This is a genomic window from Acinetobacter sp. IK23, from assembly GCF_035615275.1.
Lineage (GTDB): Bacteria > Pseudomonadota > Gammaproteobacteria > Pseudomonadales > Moraxellaceae > Acinetobacter > Acinetobacter seifertii.
On sequence record NZ_JANBNX010000032.1, the window covers coordinates 1 to 17,248 of the forward strand.

Genomic DNA, 17,248 nt, shown 5'->3' on the forward strand with positions numbered 1-17,248 from the left:
GCTTGATTAAAGCTTGGTTATACGAGGACCAATTGGTTGTACGATAGATTTTAGGTGTAGGCTTCTTCATCTGGAAATTATATTACTGAAGAAGCCTTCAAGAATAGCTTTGTGCAACAAAGCCATTCCTAATTAAATGTATTGTTGAGACTAAATTCACATTTAGAAAGATCATCTTAAATTTTCATGATTCTGTCATACGTTCAACTTATAGTCTTTAAGAAGATGCCAAGCTTGATTGCTTGGTTTTTTTATATGAAGTCAATTGGCGATGTTGAAAAAGTATGCATAATGTCAGACTAGAGAGGAACTCTCATATAAGGACGATAATTTGCATGTTGGTAAGGCTGAATGAAGAAAAAGTCTAAGCAATGGAAGTGGTGGTTTTTTGCCCTCATTGCATTTTTAATTTTTATTATTTTACAGATTCCAGCGACTTGGCTTATCTCTAAATTTTCAAAGAATAATCAAACTGTCCATAATGTGAGTGGGAATATCTGGCAGGGGCAAGCGGACTGGCATCGTGGTGCTCTGCGTGGCACCATTCATTGGAAAACAAGACCTCTAGATTTATTTTTATTACGCTTCGCTGCAGATGTTGATATTCATAGTGGTAATACACAGTTAACGGGGATTATGGCGTATGGTTTTGGCAAAAAAGTCATTGTAAGGAATATGACTGGGCAAGTTGCGCCAGAAACACTGAAGCAGATTGTGAATTGGCAATGGCCTGCAAATAGTATTCAACTTAAAGATATCCAATTTAACTATAAAAAAGAGCAAGGTTTTGCTGCGGTTGATGGTCAATTGCATTGGGGTGGTGGAGCACTCGTTTATACGATTGGTGATCGTCAAGATCGTATGAATATGCCTTCTTTAAGTGGACAGTTGACTGACCATAATGGGCAGCTACAAATTGATATTCGAGATCAACGCAATCAAAAAATGGCGAATCTTTTACTGGATGCCAATATGATGCTTGATGTTCAACTTACACAGCGTTTATTGCTTAATGTTCCATCTTATGACGGAAAAGCTGGTTTAGATACTTTTGTCATTAGTTCTCGTCAACCATTATTACAAGGTGGTAACTGATGAAAACATGGATTGATAAATTACAGCAGTTACAGTGGCAAAAGTTAGATCGACTCAGTGTAGTTGTCCTTATTATTTTAATTTTGTGGTTATGTTGGAAGCTGGCTTCATTTTTTTGGTTGGTGGTAGCACCCCCTCAAATGATGCAGTTTGATCGTGTAGAGCTCGGTTCTCAACAACCTCAAATACCAAACATTAGTACTTTTTCAATTTTTAATGAACCTTCTGCCAATGCGGCTCAAGAAAATGTGAATCTAGAATTACAAGGCGTAATGGTTGGGTATCCAAACCAGTTTTCTTCTGCTGTTATTAAGGTTGATAATACTGCTGAACGTTATCGAGTTGGTGAAACCATAGGTTCTACCTCTTATCAACTGGCAGAGGTTTATTGGGATCATGTGGTATTACGTCAAGGAAATGGTAGTACTCGCGAACTTCAGTTCAAAGGTTTGCCAAATGGTTTATATCAGCCTATGACTCCAAATGCATCACCGCAAGCTGTCACGCCATCTCAGCCTACGGCACCTGTGAATACGACCCAAGAAGCTTTGGGGCAAGCGATTCAGCAGATGCAAGGAAATCGAGATCAGTACCTCAAAGATATGGGGGTTAGTGGAGGCTCTGGTGAAGGATATGAAGTTACAGAACGTACACCAACCGCGCTTAGAAATAAGCTAGGTTTAAAGCCTGGCGATCGAATTGTCTCTTTAAATGGTCAAACGGTTGGGCAAGGGCAAACGGATGTGCAATTACTTGAACAGGCTCGGCGAGCAGGACAAGTAAAAATAGAAATAAAACGTGGTGATCAAGTGATGACCATACAACAAAGTTTTTAGTGATAACACGTCACCATAAGAGTTAGGAAATATCGCGAGTTATGGCTTTATTGAATCATCAACGTCCACTTTGGGCATTACTTGCAGCAGCCCCATTGATTGCGACAGTAAGTAGCAGTGCCTATGCCCAAACATGGAAGATCAATTTACGTGATGCTGACTTAACTGCCTTTATTAATGAAGTTGCAGACATTACTGGTAAGAACTTTGCTGTTGATCCGAGAGTGCGTGGGAATGTCACTGTTATTTCGAATAAACCCTTAAATAAAGATGAGGTTTATGATTTATTTCTTGGGGTCTTAAATGTAAATGGGGTAGTTGCGATTCCATCTGGTAATACAATTAAACTTGTGCCAGATAGCAACGTTAAAAACTCGGGAATTCCTTATGATTCTCGAAATAAGGTTCGTGGTGATCAAATTGTTACACGAGTGATTTGGCTTGAAAATACCAATCCAAATGACTTAATTCCAGCACTTCGCCCTTTAATGCCGCAGTTTGCGCATATGGCTGCGATTGCAGGCACCAATGCTCTTATTGTCTCTGATCGAGCTGCGAACATTTATCAGCTTGAAAATATTATCCGTAACTTAGACGGAACTGGGCAAAATGATATTGAAGCGATTAACCTTCAGTCGAGCCAAGCCGAAGAAATTATTACTCAACTTGAAGCGATGAGTGCAACTGGAGCATCAAAAGATTTTAATGGTGCTCGTATTCGTATTATTGCCGATAATCGAACGAATCGTATTTTGATAAAAGGTGATCCGGGAACACGTAAGCGCATTCGCCACATGATTGAAATGCTGGATGTACCTTCTGCTGACCGTTTAGGTGGTTTAAAAGTTTTCCGTTTGAAATACGCAAGTGCTAAAAGCCTGTCAGAAATTTTACAAGGTTTGGTCACTGGTCAGGCTGTCTCGTCGTCTAGTAACAATAACAATTCATCAAACTCATCAAATTCGATGAATAACTTGATTGGGAATAACCAGAACTCCAGTTCAAATACATCAGGTTCAAATGGAAGTTCGATCTCGACTCCATCAATCAATCTAAATGGCAATTCAAACAATAGTAATCGAAACAATATTTCCAGCTTTAGCCAAAATGGCGTAAGCATTATTGCAGATAATGCTCAAAACTCTTTGGTCGTTAAGGCTGATCCGCAATTAATGCGTGAAATTGAATCTGCGATTCAACAGCTAGATGTTCGCCGCCAACAAGTACTGATTGAGGCTGCAATTATTGAAGTTTCGGGTGATGATGCAGATCAACTTGGAATTCAATGGGCACTCGGTGATTTATCTAGTGGGATTGGTTTACTTAGCTTTAGTAATGTAGGTGCTAGCTTATCTTCTATTGCTGCTGGTTATTTGTCGGGTGGTTCGGCTGGAGCTGCATCCGCTATTGCTAGTGGTGCTAATAAAGGTAATGGTGCAACTTTAGCTTTGGGTAATTTTGAGAATTCCCGTAAGGCATATGGTGCATTAATTCAGGCCCTTAAAACCAATACCAAATCAAACTTGCTTTCAACACCATCCATTGTAACGATGGATAATGAAGAGGCTTATATTGTTGTAGGTCAGAACGTTCCATTTGTAACAGGCTCAGTGACTACAAACAGTACTGGTATCAACCCATATACAACTGTAGAGCGAAAGGATGTGGGGGTAACATTAAAAGTCATTCCGCATATTGGTGAGGGTGGTACGGTTCGTCTAGAAGTAGAACAAGAAGTCTCTGCTGTTCAAGATAATCGTGGCCAAGCGGCTGATTTGGTGACAAGTAAACGTGCCATTAAAACTGCTGTTTTGGCTGAACACGGACAGACGGTCGTGCTTGGTGGCTTGGTGTCGGATGACACTTCACTTTCAAGACAAGGCATACCCGGCTTAAGTAGTATTCCTTATGTTGGACGATTGTTCCGTTCGGACAATAGAAGTAATGTAAAACGTAACCTTCTTGTCTTTATTCATCCAACAATTGTGGGTGATGCAAATGATGTTCGTCGTTTATCTCAGCAGCGCTATAACCAGCTTTATAGTTTGCAATTAGCTATGGATAAAAATGGTAATTTTGCAAAACTGCCTGAACAGGTTGATGACGTCTATAATCAAAAGATGACTGCCCCAAGTATTGCTCCGCAGTCAAAAAATTATCAGCAAGTTCCTTCGGGTGGTAAAAGTACGACAGTAATAACCCCAGTAGCAGTCGAACCAACGGTTCAAAAGCAAACTTTGCAGTTGCCTGAACCAGAAGTGAATCGTACTAAAAATACAGTAACAACTACCACACTGCGACCAAACACAGCGCAGTAGTAGCATGTTATGATTGATAAAAAATGAATAGGACATATGCATGACTTGGAAACTACAAGCAATTACTGGTGAAATTACTGGACAAGAAATTACAGTTGATCGTGATATGTTGGTAGGGCGCCATCAGGACGCTGATTTGTTGTTACAAGCTGCTGAAATTTCACGTCGCCATGCTGCATTGCTTTTAAAAGATCAATTGCTATGGGTTCAAGACCTTAATTCATCGAATGGTACATTTGTAAACGATATTCGTATTGAGCAAGAAAAGCAGCTACATGATGGTGATATTGTTCAATTTGCGAGTTTCAAATTCTCGGTTTTAGCACCTGCTCAAAAAATTACTGATTTACCTGAAGTTGAAGCAGAACCAGTGCAAGCTGCACCAATACAGGATTTAAGTGATCAAGGTATGCCAAGCCTTGCAGAGCGTGCTGCAGAGGTAGAAGTTCGCCACGATGGTATGCCGCAGAATATTTCTATTCCAAAACCTGCGCCTATTCCAGAAGGTGTGGATGTTAATGTAAAACAACCATCACCTGTGACTTTTGATGAGCCTGTTTCTCGTGTTGCCGAAGAAAAAGAGCAACAGAAGAATGCTTCAGTTGGTTTAATCACTATTATTATTTTAGTAATTTTAGCTGTATTAGCATGGTTATTCTTTAAATAATCCGTTGCTGCTTTTACAATCAAGGCATGCCAAACGCATGCCTTTTTAATTTTGAGTAGAAGAAAATGTCTGTTGCACAACTAAGTAAGCGCGATTTAATTTTATTTGATCTGGATGGAACACTTGTTGACTCCGCTGCCGATTTATATCGGTCTATGAATTTAAGTCTGCAATCACTCGGTTGGCCATTGGTGACAGAAGTACAAATAAGAGAATGGGTGGGTAAAGGTGCCTCAAAACTCTGTGAAAGTGTTTTGCTTCATCTATTTGGTAAATTAGATGCTGAACAACATAAGGTTTTATTACACACATTTGTAGAGACATATGGTGCAGAACTTTGTGTAAATACTCAAATTTACTCTGGTGTACCTGAGTTTTTAAAACATTGCCAAACTCTAAATATAAAAATGGCTTGTGTTACTAACAAGCCTGTCAAACTTGCTCAAGGACTATTAGATGCATTAGAACTTTCCTCTTATTTCCAAGTTGTGCTTGGGGGAGATAGTTTGCCTGAAAGAAAACCACATCCATTGCCATTGCTGCATTGCATGCAAAGTCTAAATACGTCTGCTTCACAATCGTTAATGATTGGTGATTCAAGCAATGATGTAGAAGCTGCGCGCCGTGCTGGAATTGATTGTATTGTGGTTAGCTATGGCTATAATCATGGAGAAAGCATCTATGATTGCCAACCTCAGCAAGTTGTTGATAGTCTTGCTGAGTTAATTGTTTAATGAAGAAAATGGAGATAAGAATGAATAAGCGTATGGTTTTTCGATGGCGTGTCTAAACCGAATCTAGAAAAAACACTTTTAAATCGAAACCATATTAGAGAAGATTCATGACAACATTAGCGCAATTCGAGCAACTTAAGGCTGCTGGTTATAACACTATTCCTGTTTATCGTCAGCGGTTAGCAGATACAGAAACCCCATTATCGGTTTTTGCTCGTTTTAAAGACCAAACACAAGCTTATTTATTTGAGTCGGTTGAGGGTGGGGAAAACTGGGCGCGCTACTCTATGATTGGATTAGGCGAATCAACCGTTTTTTCATGCAATGCTGGGGTTTTGTCTGTACAGCATGCTGATGGCTCAATCACACAACAAGATTGCCAAGATCCTTTTGAATATATTCGCAACTTCCAAAAACAATTTAAAGTGCCATCGGCAGAGCTCTTGCCGGACTTACCAAGCTTTACAGGCGGATTAGTGGGATATTTGGGTTATGATGCTGTCCGTTATATTGAACCACGCTTAAAGAATGTACCTGCAGCTGACCCAATCACGTTACCTGATTTGTGGTTAATGTTGTCAAAAACAGTTATTGTTTTTGATAACCTTAAAGATACTCTATTTTTAATTGTTCATGCTGATGCAACACAGGCAAATGCTTATCAAGATGCCCAGCAAAAATTAGATCAATTAGAACAGTTACTCGCTATTCCTGTTAGCTTGCAAGCCAAACCACATACTCCTCCTCATTTTGAATCAATTACGGGTAAAGCAAAGTTCTTAGAAACAGTAGAAAAAGTTAAAGAATATATCCGTGCTGGTGATGTAATGCAGGTTGTTCCAGGGCAGCGCATGGTTTCTGATTTTGATGGTGAGGCTTTACAGGTTTACCGTGCATTACGTCATTTAAATCCTTCGCCTTATTTATTCTTGGTACAAGGGCAAACGATTACTGATAAAAAACCATTTCATATTGTTGGTTCTTCACCAGAAATTCTTTCTCGATTAGAAAATGGTATTGCGACAGTTCGTCCACTTGCAGGTACGAGGCCGCGCGGAAAAACTAAAGAGGAAGATATTGCTTTAGAAAAAGACTTACTTTCAGATGAAAAAGAAATTGCTGAGCACTTAATGCTAATTGATCTTGGTCGAAACGATGTTGGACGAGTTTCTAAAATAGGTAAGGTTCAAGTAACTGATCAAATGGTGATTGAGCGCTATTCACATGTCATGCACATTGTTTCAAACGTACAAGGCGAAGTTCGTGACGATATAGATGCTTTAGATGTGTTTAAAGCGACTTTCCCTGCTGGTACCTTATCTGGTGCCCCAAAAATTCGTGCAATGGAAATCATTGATGAAGTAGAACCGGTGAAACGAGGTGTCTTTGGTGGAGCAGTGGGGTATTTGGGATGGCATGGTGAAATGGATATGTCGATCGCAATCCGTACATGCGTTATTCGTGACAAAAAAGTCTATGTACAGGCTGGAGCAGGCTTGGTAGCTGACTCAAATCCTGAATCTGAATGGAATGAAACCCAAATAAAAGCTCGCGCAGTGATCAAAGCGGTTGAATTATCATCAAACGGATTGATTTTATGAGTTTTTAGCGATTTTTTTTAAAAAATCGCTTGCATCGTTTGGAAGTTTTGCTAAACTGCACACCGTTCCGATACGAAACGTACGAAACACTAAGAAGAGCCGGCATAGCTCAGTTGGTAGAGCAACTGACTTGTAATCAGTAGGTCCACAGTTCGAATCCGTGTGCCGGCACCATCTTAAAGGTGTGTAGTTGTGAAGTAAAGAACAACACTGAAATAAGTGTGATATGGTGAGATTCCCGAGCGGTCAAAGGGGGCGGACTGTAACTCCGCTACGAAAGTTTCGAAGGTTCGAATCCTTCTCTCACCACCATTAACTTCGATTGAAGTGGTATATATACCAACACAGTGCGGGAGTAGCTCAGTTGGTAGAGCGGCAGCCTTCCAAGCTGCATGTCGCGAGTTCGATCCTCGTCTCCCGCTCCATCGAAGGACAATCGCTCTTATAGCTCAGTGGTAGAGCACTCCCTTGGTAAGGGAGAGGTCTCGAGTTCAAATCTCGATAAGAGCTCCAGATATACAGTTTAGTAGATTTTCTACAAAGATTTAAAAAGCAGGCTTATTAGTCTGCTTTTCAAGTATTGGGTGTTTGATTTTTTAGGCGACATGTCGATGCTGGGTGTTTGCTCAGAATTGTGTTCGACGTAAACGAGGATTATAAACATGGCTAAGGCTAAGTTTGAACGTAATAAGCCACACGTAAACGTGGGCACAATCGGTCACGTTGACCATGGTAAAACAACTTTAACTGCTGCGATTGCAACTATTTGTGCAAAAACTTACGGCGGTGAAGCGAAAGATTACTCACAAATCGACTCAGCACCTGAAGAAAAAGCACGTGGTATTACAATTAATACTTCACACGTAGAATACGATTCTCCAATTCGTCACTACGCACACGTTGACTGCCCGGGCCACGCCGATTACGTTAAAAACATGATCACTGGTGCTGCTCAGATGGACGGCGCGATCCTTGTATGTGCTGCGACTGACGGTCCAATGCCACAAACTCGTGAACACATCCTTCTTTCTCGTCAGGTTGGTGTACCTTACATCATCGTATTCTTAAACAAATGCGACCTTGTTGATGACGAAGAATTACTTGAATTAGTGGAAATGGAAGTTCGTGAACTTCTTTCTACTTATGACTTCCCAGGTGATGACACTCCAGTAATCCGTGGTTCAGCTCTTGCTGCTCTTAACGGTGAAGCAGGTCCTTACGGTGAAGAATCAGTTCTTGCTCTTGTAGCAGCTCTTGACTCTTACATCCCAGAACCAGAACGTGCTATCGACAAAGCATTCTTAATGCCAATCGAAGACGTATTCTCAATTTCTGGTCGTGGTACTGTAGTAACAGGCCGTGTAGAATCAGGTATTGTTAAAGTTGGTGAAGAAGTAGAGATCGTTGGTATTAAAGATACAGTTAAAACAACTGTAACTGGCGTAGAAATGTTCCGTAAACTTCTTGACGAAGGCCGTGCAGGCGAGAACTGTGGTGTATTACTTCGTGGTACTAAGCGTGAAGACGTACAACGTGGTCAAGTACTTGCTAAACCAGGTACAATCAAGCCGCACACTAAATTCGACGCAGAAGTATATGTACTTTCTAAAGAAGAAGGTGGTCGTCACACTCCATTCTTAAATGGTTACCGTCCACAGTTCTACTTCCGTACAACTGACGTAACTGGTGCGATCCAGTTGAAAGAAGGCGTTGAAATGGTTATGCCAGGTGACAACGTTGAAATGTCAGTAGAATTAATCCACCCAATCGCAATGGACCCAGGTCTACGTTTTGCGATCCGTGAAGGTGGTCGTACTGTAGGTGCTGGTGTTGTTGCGAAAGTAACTGCATAAGCATAATATAGTGACGGATTACGTATCAAGTTGAGGGCTTTGGCTCTCAACTTGCATTATAGGTCAGTAGTTCAATTGGTAGAGCGTCGGTCTCCAAAACCGAATGTTGGGGGTTCGAGTCCCTCCTGACCTGCCATATTTTGAAATAAAAAGCTTGATGCTGGCTTAGTTGTTCATATAATAAGTCGCGAGTTCTACGACGAGTACAAAAATGTCGAATGATAAATCGCGTGACGCATTGAGCGACGCGCCAATTCCTCAAAGAAATAATTCTGCTGAAGTTGTTCGTTCTGGTTCGCCTCTAGATATTGTTCTATGGGTGATTGCAATTGCATTGTTGCTTTCGGCTACTATGGTGAATCAGCACTTGCCAGCGTATTGGGCACCTGCAAATAATGTTTGGGTCCGCGTTGGTGCAATTTTAGCTTGTATCGTTGTGGCTTTAGGTTTATTATACGCCACCCATCAAGGTAAAGGCTTCGTTCGTTTGCTAAAAGATGCACGAGTCGAATTGCGTCGAGTAACTTGGCCAACAAAACAAGAAACAGTCACTACATCGTGGCAGGTTCTATTGGTTGTAGTTGTTGCATCATTGGTTTTATGGTGCTTTGACTATGGTTTGGGTTGGTTAATTAAGTTGATTATCGGGTAAAAGAGCTATGAAACGTTGGTACATTATTCATGCCTACTCTGGCTATGAAAAACAAGTGTTGCGTTCGCTTACAGAACGAATCCAGCGTAGCGCTGTTGCTGATAGCTTTGGTGATGTCCTTGTTCCTACCGAAGAAGTGGTGGAAATGAAGGATGGTAAGAAACGTAAGTCTGAGCGTAAATTCTTTCCTGGCTATGTGTTAGTTGAAATGGAAATGAATGACGATACTTGGCATATTGTTAAAGAATGTCCGAAAGTATTAGGTTTTATCGGTGGTACACCTGAAAAACCTGCGCCAATCACTCAACGTGAAGCAGATGCGATTCTTGCGCGTGTACGTAATACTGGTGAAGCTCCACGTCCTAAGACGATGTTTGAACCAGGTGAAGAATTACTCGTTATTGATGGCCCATTCACTGACTTTAAGGGTGTGGTGGAAGAGGTTCAATACGAAAAGTCACGTTTAACGTTGACGATTAATGTATTTAATCGACCAACTCAGGTTGAACTCGAATTTCGTCAAGTCGAAAAAACGATTTAATCTCAATTGGTTGAAAAGCGCCCGATTTTATCGGGCATTGTTGTTGTAACAGTAGTGTTGCGTAAAGATTGGGGAGCCTAGCGGCGTTTGTACCCAGAGGTATTTTAAAATGGCTAAGAAGATTGACGGCTATATCAAGCTGCAAGTTCCAGCTGGTAAAGCAAATCCATCTCCACCAATTGGTCCTGCATTAGGTCAACGTGGTGTAAACATCATGGCATTCTGTAAAGAATTCAATGCTGCTACACAAAAAGTTGAACCAGGTCTTCCAATTCCTGTAGTGATTACTGTGTACAACGACAAGTCGTTCACATTCATCATGAAAACTCCTCCAGCGTCTATTCTTCTTAAGAAAGCTGCTGGTATCCAAAAGGGTTCATCTGTACCAAACAAAACTAAAGTTGGTAAGTTGACTCGTGCTCAGTTAGAAGAAATTGCGACTACTAAAGAGCCAGATTTAACTGGTGCTGATTTAGACGCACGTGTTCGTACCATTGCTGGTTCTGCACGTTCTATGGGCTTGGAAGTGGAGCTATAAGACATGGCAAAGTTAACTAAACGTCAAAAAGCCATTGCTGCTGCTGTTGAAGCAAACAAAGTTTACACTTTGGAAGAAGCGGTAGAAGTTCTTAACAGCCTACCTGCTGCAAAATTCAAAGAATCTTTGGATGTTGCTGTAAATCTTGGTGTAGACCCACGTAAATCTGATCAGGTTGTTCGTGGTGCAACTACATTACCTGCAGGTACTGGTAAAACTGTACGTGTAGCTGTATTTGCTCAAGGCGCGCAAGCAGAAGCTGCTAAAGAAGCTGGTGCTGATGTTGTAGGTTTTGATGACCTAGCTGAAAGCATCCAAGGTGGAAACCTTGACTTTGATGTTGTAATCGCTGCTCCAGACGCTATGCGTGTTGTTGGTAAGCTCGGTACAATTCTTGGTCCACGTGGTTTAATGCCAAACCCTAAAGTTGGTACTGTAACTCCTGACGTAGCGAATGCTGTTAAAAACGCTAAATCTGGTCAGGCTCGTTACCGTGTAGACAAAGCGGGTATTATCCATGCTGCGATCGGTCAATTAGGCTTCGATGCTGCTGCTATCCGTCAAAACGTTGAAACTTTAGTTGCTGACTTGAAAAAGTTAAAACCTGCAACTTCTAAAGGTGTATACATCAAAAAGATCACTTTGAGCTCAACTATGGGTCCTGGTCTTACTGTTGATGTAAACAACGTTTCTAACTAAGTTTTAACTTGGTTAAGTAAAGAATTTTAAAGTCCTGATGAGGATTAAGCATAAAACAGAAAAGTTATTTCTGCTTTTGCTTCGGTAGAGTAAAGCTTTATCTATTACTTATCAGGCGGACTTTGAATTGATAAATGAGAATTTATCAGCGTCAAAGACCTCAGGCGAAAAGACGTTATTTTCGAATAGCGATTTTCTTAATAAACCAGCCTGCGTAGACGCGGTGGTGTGATTTGTTCCTCCTCCGCGTGTAAGTCGAAAGACTTACGAACTGGGAGTGTGCCCATTGGGTACATAAATCACCTTAGGAGGTTTTACAATGGCTCTTCTTATTGAAGACAAAAAACAGATCGTTGCAGAAGTAAGTGAAGTTGCTTCTAAAGCGTTTGCAGCCGTTGTTGCTGACTATCAAGGTTTAAGCGTAGAGCAATTAACAACACTTCGTGTTGAAGCTCGTAAGTTAGGTGTAACTACACGTATTGTACGTAACACTTTGGCTAAACGCGCATTTCAAGGTACTCAGTTTGATATCTTGAACGACAACCTTGTTGGTCCAACAATTCTAGGTTTTTCAACTTCTGAAGATGACATGGGTGCAGCTGCACGCTTGTTCGAAGAATTTGCTAAAACTAACAAAGCATTTGAATTAAAAGCTGCTGCATTTGACGGCAAAGTTTATCAAGGTGCTGATGTTAGCGTTATTGCTAATCTTCCGAACCAAGAGAAAGCGCTTACTATGCTTGCCTCTGTCCTTCAAGCTCCTATTTCGAAATTGGGTCGCCTCATTACAGCACTCAAAGAGAAAAACGAGTCAGAAGCTGCTTAATCAATTTTACACACCATTCAATATCCATTTGGAGTTATTCTCATGGCTTTAACTAACGAAGAAATCTTAAATGCAGTTGCTGAAAAAACTGTTCTTGAACTTGTTGAATTAATTTCTGCTTTCGAAGAGAAATTCAACGTATCTGCAGCTGCTGTAGCTGTTGCTGCTCCAGCTGGTGGCGCTGCTGCTGCTGCTGAAGAACAATCTGAATTCAACGTTGAGTTGACTTCTTTCGGTGCTAACAAAGTAGCTGTAATTAAAGCAGTTCGTGAAGCAACTGGCCTTGGTCTTAAAGAAGCTAAAGACCTAGTTGAAGGTGCTCCTCAAGTTCTTAAAGAAGGCGTTTCTAAAGAAGAAGGCGAAGAACTTAAGAAGAAACTTGAAGAAGCTGGTGCTACAGTTACACTTAAGTAATTGTAAAAGGAGTCGGTTTTTAAATCGGCTCCATAAAATGGCTGATGGCTCTTGGGTCATCAGCCTTTTTGCGTTACAATAATCGGCTCGATTTTTGTTAGTTTTGTTTATTTTTTAGAAAAAACTAAATAAATCAATTAATTTCAAATGCTTACCAATATTTTTCTTTTTAAAAAATATTGTTAAGTGTTTTAGTACCACTAAAAGTTGCAGCATTTGTAAGCAGTGGTGGCCATATCGGCCTGTGTAATTCCTTCTGAGCCCGTTCTGCAGGCGGGCTTGGTTTACTTTCCGAGGACTCCAGATGGCATACTCATATACCGAAAAGAAACGGATCCGTAAGAATTTTGGTAAGTTGCCCCAAGTAATGGAAGCACCGTACTTACTCTCGATTCAGGTCGATTCGTATAGAACGTTCTTGCAAGGTGGCAAATCTCCAAAAAACCGTGAAGATATCGGTCTCCAGGCCGCATTTCGTTCAGTTTTTCCTATAGAAAGTTATTCTGGCAATGCTGCTTTAGAATTTGTTGAGTATAGCCTTGGTAAGCCTGAGTTTGATGTGCGTGAATGTATTTTACGTGGTTCGACTTATGCGGCACCAATGCGCGTAAAAATTCGTTTGATTATTAAAGATCGCGAAACTAAATCAATTAAAGACGTACGTGAACAAGAAGTCTACATGGGTGAAATGCCACTCATGACTGAAAATGGTACCTTTGTAATCAATGGTACTGAGCGTGTAATCGTATCTCAATTACACCGTTCACCAGGTGTGTTCTTCGACCATGATAAAGGTAAGACTCACTCAAGTGGTAAAGTGTTGTATTCAGCACGTATCATTCCTTACCGTGGTTCATGGTTAGACTTCGAGTTCGATGCAAAAGATCTAGTTTACGTACGTATTGACCGTCGTCGTAAATTACTTGCTACTGTTGTGTTACGTGCACTAGGTTATAACAATGAACAAATCTTGAATTTGTTCTACGAAAAAGTACCTGTGTACCTAGACATGGGCAGTTATCAAATTGACCTTGTTCCTGAGCGTTTACGTGGTGAAATGGCTCAATTTGATATTACTGACAATGAAGGTAAAGTCATTGTTGAGCAAGGTAAACGTATTAACGCGCGCCATGTACGTCAAATGGAAGCTTCAGGTTTAACTAAGCTTTCAGTTCCTGATGAATACTTATATGAGCGTATTACTGCTGAAGATATTACTTTACGTGATGGTGAAGTAATTGCTGCGAATACGTTATTAAGCCATGAAGTGATGGTGAAGTTAGCGGAAGGTGGTGTTAAGCAATTTAACATTCTGTTCACAAACGACATCGATCGTGGTTCTTTTGTTGCTGATACATTGCGTGCAGACACAACAGCAGGACGTGAAGAAGCTTTAGTTGAAATTTATAAAGTAATGCGTCCAGGCGAGCCGCCAACAAAAGAAGCTGCTGAAAACTTATTCAACAACTTATTCTTCTCTTCTGAGCGTTATGACTTATCTCCAGTAGGTCGTATGAAGTTCAACCGTCGTCTAGGTCGTCCTTACGAAGTTGGTACTGATCAGAAGTCTCGTGAAGTTGAAGGTATTTTGTCGCACGAAGATATCATCGATGTATTACGTACATTGGTTGAAATCCGAAACGGTAAAGGCGAAGTAGACGATATCGACCATTTAGGTAACCGTCGTGTACGTTCTGTTGGTGAAATGACAGAGAACCAATTCCGTGTTGGTTTAGTTCGTGTTGAGCGTGCTGTTAAAGAACGTTTAAGCCAAGCAGAAACAGATAACTTGTCTCCACAAGACTTGATTAACGCTAAGCCAGTTGCTGCGGCAATCAAAGAATTCTTTGGTTCAAGCCAGTTATCTCAGTTCATGGACCAAAACAACCCATTATCTGAGATTACACATAAGCGTCGTGTATCTGCGCTTGGTCCTGGTGGTTTAACACGTGAGCGCGCTGGCTTCGAAGTACGTGACGTACATCAAACTCACTATGGTCGTGTTTGTCCAATTGAAACTCCTGAAGGTCCAAACATTGGTTTGATCAACTCGCTTTCTGTATATGCAAAAGCGAATGATTTCGGTTTCTTGGAAACACCTTACCGCCGAGTTGTAGATGGCCGTGTAACTGATGCGGTTGAATATTTATCTGCTATTGAAGAAGTAGGCACTGTTATTGCACAGGCCGATTCTGCTGTAGATAAAGATGGCAACTTAACAGAAGACTTCGTTTCTGTTCGTCACCAAGGTGAATTCGTACGTATGCCACCTGAAAAAGTGACGCATATGGACGTTTCTGCACAGCAGGTTGTATCTGTTGCTGCATCACTTATTCCATTCCTTGAACACGATGACGCGAACCGTGCATTGATGGGTTCGAACATGCAACGTCAGGCTGTTCCTACTTTACGTGCTGACAAGCCACTTGTTGGTACTGGTATGGAAGCGAACGTAGCACGTGACTCTGGTGTGTGTGTAATCGCAAACCGTGGTGGTGCAATTGAATTTGTAGATGCTTCTCGTATCGTTATTCGTGTAAACGAAGATGAAATGGTTGCTGGTGAGGCGGGTGTAGATATCTATAACCTCATCAAATATACACGTTCAAACCAAAATACTTGTATTAACCAAAATGTTATCGTGAATTTGGGCGACAAAGTTGCTCGTGGTGACATCTTGGCAGACGGTCCATCTACAGACATGGGTGAACTTGCGCTTGGTCAAAACATGCGTGTAGCGTTCATGACATGGAATGGTTACAACTATGAAGACTCGATCTTGTTATCTGAGCGTGTTCTTCAAGAAGACCGTTTAACTTCTATTCATATTCAAGAATTGTCATGTGTAGCACGTGATACTAAGTTAGGTGCAGAAGAAATTACTGCCGATATTCCTAACGTAGGTGAAGCTGCGCTTTCTAAACTTGATGAATCAGGTATCGTTTATATCGGTGCTGAAGTTACTGCTGGTGACATCTTAGTTGGTAAAGTAACGCCTAAAGGCGAAACTCAGTTAACTCCTGAAGAAAAATTGCTTCGCGCAATCTTTGGTGAAAAAGCTGCTGACGTTAAAGATTCATCTTTACGTGTTCCATCTGGTACTAAAGGTACAGTTATCGATGTTCAAGTCTTCACTCGTGATGGCTTAGAGAAAGATGACCGTGCATTAGCGATTGAAAAAGCACAGCTTGATTCTTACCGTAAAGACTTGAAAGAAGAATATAAAATCTTTGAAGAAGCGGCTCGTGAACGTGTAATTCGTTTACTTAAAGGCCAAGAGTCTAATGGCGGTGGTTCAACTAAACGCGGTGATAAACTTTCTGAAGATTTATTATCTGGTTTAGAGCTTGTTGATTTACTTGAAATCCAACCAACAGATGAAGCAATCGCTGAGCGTTTAACTCAAATTCAAGTATTCTTGAAAGAGAAGAGCGCAGAAATCGATGAAAAATTTGCTGAGAAGAAACGTAAGCTTGCAACAGGTGACGAGTTAACAACTGGTGTATTGAAAGTTGTTAAGGTTTACCTAGCTGTTAAACGTCGTATTCAGCCTGGTGATAAGATGGCTGGTCGTCACGGTAACAAGGGTGTTGTTTCTAACATCTTACCTGTTGAAGACATGCCACACGATGCTAATGGTGTACCAGTAGATATCGTATTGAACCCACTGGGTGTACCATCTCGTATGAACGTGGGTCAGATTCTTGAGACTCACTTGGGTATGGCGGCTAGAGGGCTTGGTGACAAAATCGAAAAAATGTTGAAAGAACAACGTACAGTTTTAGAGCTACGTGAATTCTTAGACAAGATTTATAACAAAGTCGGTGGCGAGCAAGAAGATCTTGATAGCTTAACGGATGACGAAATCCTAGCACTTTCAGGCAACTTGCGCGCTGGTGTGCCTTTGGCTACTCCAGTATTTGATGGTGCTGAAGAAAGTCAAATTAAAGATTTACTTGAATTAGCTGACATTTCACGTACAGGTCAAACAGTATTGTTTGACGGACGTACAGGTGAACAGTTCGATCGTCCAGTAACTGTTGGTTACATGTACATGCTTAAGTTGAACCACTTGGTTGATGACAAGATGCATGCGCGTTCAACTGGTTCTTATTCACTTGTTACACAACAGCCGCTTGGTGGTAAAGCACAATTCGGTGGTCAGCGTTTCGGTGAGATGGAAGTATGGGCACTTGAAGCATACGGTGCAGCATATACCCTTCAAGAAATGCTTACAGTGAAGTCGGATGACGTTGAAGGACGTACTCGCATCTATAAGAATATTGTAGATGGTAACCATTATATGGATCCGGGTATGCCTGAATCGTTCAACGTATTGACCAAAGAGATCCGTTCTTTAGGTATCAACATTGAACTGAAAAATGGTGACTAAGTCGTAAGACTCACGATTTTTTAGGAAAAAACAATATTTGTGACCCAGTCGGGTAAGCGAGGCTTCCCGACACACGGAGAA

General features: G+C 41.1%; 14 protein-coding genes and 5 tRNA genes. All 19 read left to right on the top strand.

What is annotated here, in order from left to right; genetic code table 11:
• Positions 1–351 precede the first annotated feature (351 nt).
• The 19 genes from gspN (at position 352) to rpoB (ending at position 17,167) form a co-directional block, all read left to right on the top strand.
• The gene (gspN, locus tag MSG95_RS16495; protein ID WP_077165230.1) at positions 352–1,095 is read left to right on the top strand and encodes a type II secretion system protein N; all 744 of its coding nucleotides are present in this window, start codon (positions 352–354) and stop codon (positions 1,093–1,095) included.
• Positions 1,095–1,931, top strand: a complete 837-nt coding sequence (locus MSG95_RS16500) for a type II secretion system protein N (protein WP_077165229.1) — start codon at positions 1,095–1,097, stop codon at positions 1,929–1,931. The genes gspN and MSG95_RS16500 overlap by 1 nt, the downstream gene beginning before the upstream one ends.
• Positions 1,932–1,972: 41 nt before the next feature.
• Positions 1,973–4,249 carry a type II secretion system secretin GspD gene (gspD, locus tag MSG95_RS16505; RefSeq protein WP_077165228.1) on the top strand — a complete coding sequence of 759 codons (2,277 nt, stop codon included), beginning with the start codon at positions 1,973–1,975 and terminating at the stop codon, positions 4,247–4,249.
• Between the two features lie 40 nt (positions 4,250–4,289).
• Complete coding sequence (locus tag MSG95_RS16510; RefSeq protein WP_077165227.1) at positions 4,290–4,916, top strand: FHA domain-containing protein; 627 nt, start codon at positions 4,290–4,292, stop codon at positions 4,914–4,916.
• Positions 4,917–4,981: 65 nt separating this feature from the next.
• The gene (locus tag MSG95_RS16515) at positions 4,982–5,650 is read left to right on the top strand and encodes a phosphoglycolate phosphatase (protein WP_049065290.1); all 669 of its coding nucleotides are present in this window, start codon (positions 4,982–4,984) and stop codon (positions 5,648–5,650) included.
• A 107-nt stretch (positions 5,651–5,757) separates the two neighbouring features.
• A complete protein-coding gene (trpE, locus tag MSG95_RS16520; RefSeq protein WP_039254174.1) occupies positions 5,758–7,251 on the top strand; it encodes an anthranilate synthase component I in 1,494 nt (497 codons plus the stop codon).
• 98 nt (positions 7,252–7,349) lie between these two features.
• A tRNA-Thr gene (locus tag MSG95_RS16525) sits at positions 7,350–7,425 on the top strand.
• Positions 7,426–7,479: 54 nt separating this feature from the next.
• Positions 7,480–7,563: transfer RNA gene (locus MSG95_RS16530), tRNA-Tyr, on the top strand.
• 37 nt (positions 7,564–7,600) lie between these two features.
• Positions 7,601–7,676 (top strand) — tRNA-Gly (locus MSG95_RS16535).
• Between the two features lie 13 nt (positions 7,677–7,689).
• Positions 7,690–7,764, top strand: a tRNA-Thr gene (locus tag MSG95_RS16540).
• Between the two features lie 149 nt (positions 7,765–7,913).
• Positions 7,914–9,104, top strand: a complete 1,191-nt coding sequence (tuf, locus tag MSG95_RS16545) for an elongation factor Tu (protein WP_002157016.1) — start codon at positions 7,914–7,916, stop codon at positions 9,102–9,104.
• A gap of 60 nt (positions 9,105–9,164) precedes the next feature.
• A tRNA-Trp gene (locus MSG95_RS16550) sits at positions 9,165–9,240 on the top strand.
• 75 nt (positions 9,241–9,315) lie between these two features.
• On the top strand, positions 9,316–9,756 hold the full coding sequence (secE, locus tag MSG95_RS16555; protein ID WP_004699177.1) for a preprotein translocase subunit SecE: 441 nt from the start codon (positions 9,316–9,318) through the stop codon (positions 9,754–9,756).
• A gap of 7 nt (positions 9,757–9,763) precedes the next feature.
• The gene (gene nusG / locus MSG95_RS16560) at positions 9,764–10,297 is read left to right on the top strand and encodes a transcription termination/antitermination protein NusG (RefSeq protein ID WP_003654499.1); all 534 of its coding nucleotides are present in this window, start codon (positions 9,764–9,766) and stop codon (positions 10,295–10,297) included.
• Between the two features lie 109 nt (positions 10,298–10,406).
• Entirely contained in the window at positions 10,407–10,835 is a 429-nt protein-coding gene (gene rplK / locus MSG95_RS16565; protein ID WP_001074682.1) for a 50S ribosomal protein L11, read from the top strand.
• A gap of 3 nt (positions 10,836–10,838) precedes the next feature.
• Positions 10,839–11,534, top strand: a complete 696-nt coding sequence (rplA, locus tag MSG95_RS16570; protein WP_004699173.1) for a 50S ribosomal protein L1 — start codon at positions 10,839–10,841, stop codon at positions 11,532–11,534.
• A 319-nt stretch (positions 11,535–11,853) separates the two neighbouring features.
• Complete coding sequence (rplJ, locus tag MSG95_RS16575; RefSeq protein WP_001196213.1) at positions 11,854–12,360, top strand: 50S ribosomal protein L10; 507 nt, start codon at positions 11,854–11,856, stop codon at positions 12,358–12,360.
• Between the two features lie 42 nt (positions 12,361–12,402).
• Positions 12,403–12,774, top strand: a complete 372-nt coding sequence (gene rplL / locus MSG95_RS16580) for a 50S ribosomal protein L7/L12 (RefSeq protein WP_001229360.1) — start codon at positions 12,403–12,405, stop codon at positions 12,772–12,774.
• 304 nt (positions 12,775–13,078) lie between these two features.
• The gene (rpoB, locus tag MSG95_RS16585; protein WP_004699165.1) at positions 13,079–17,167 is read left to right on the top strand and encodes a DNA-directed RNA polymerase subunit beta; all 4,089 of its coding nucleotides are present in this window, start codon (positions 13,079–13,081) and stop codon (positions 17,165–17,167) included.
• Positions 17,168–17,248: the final 81 nt, after the last annotated feature.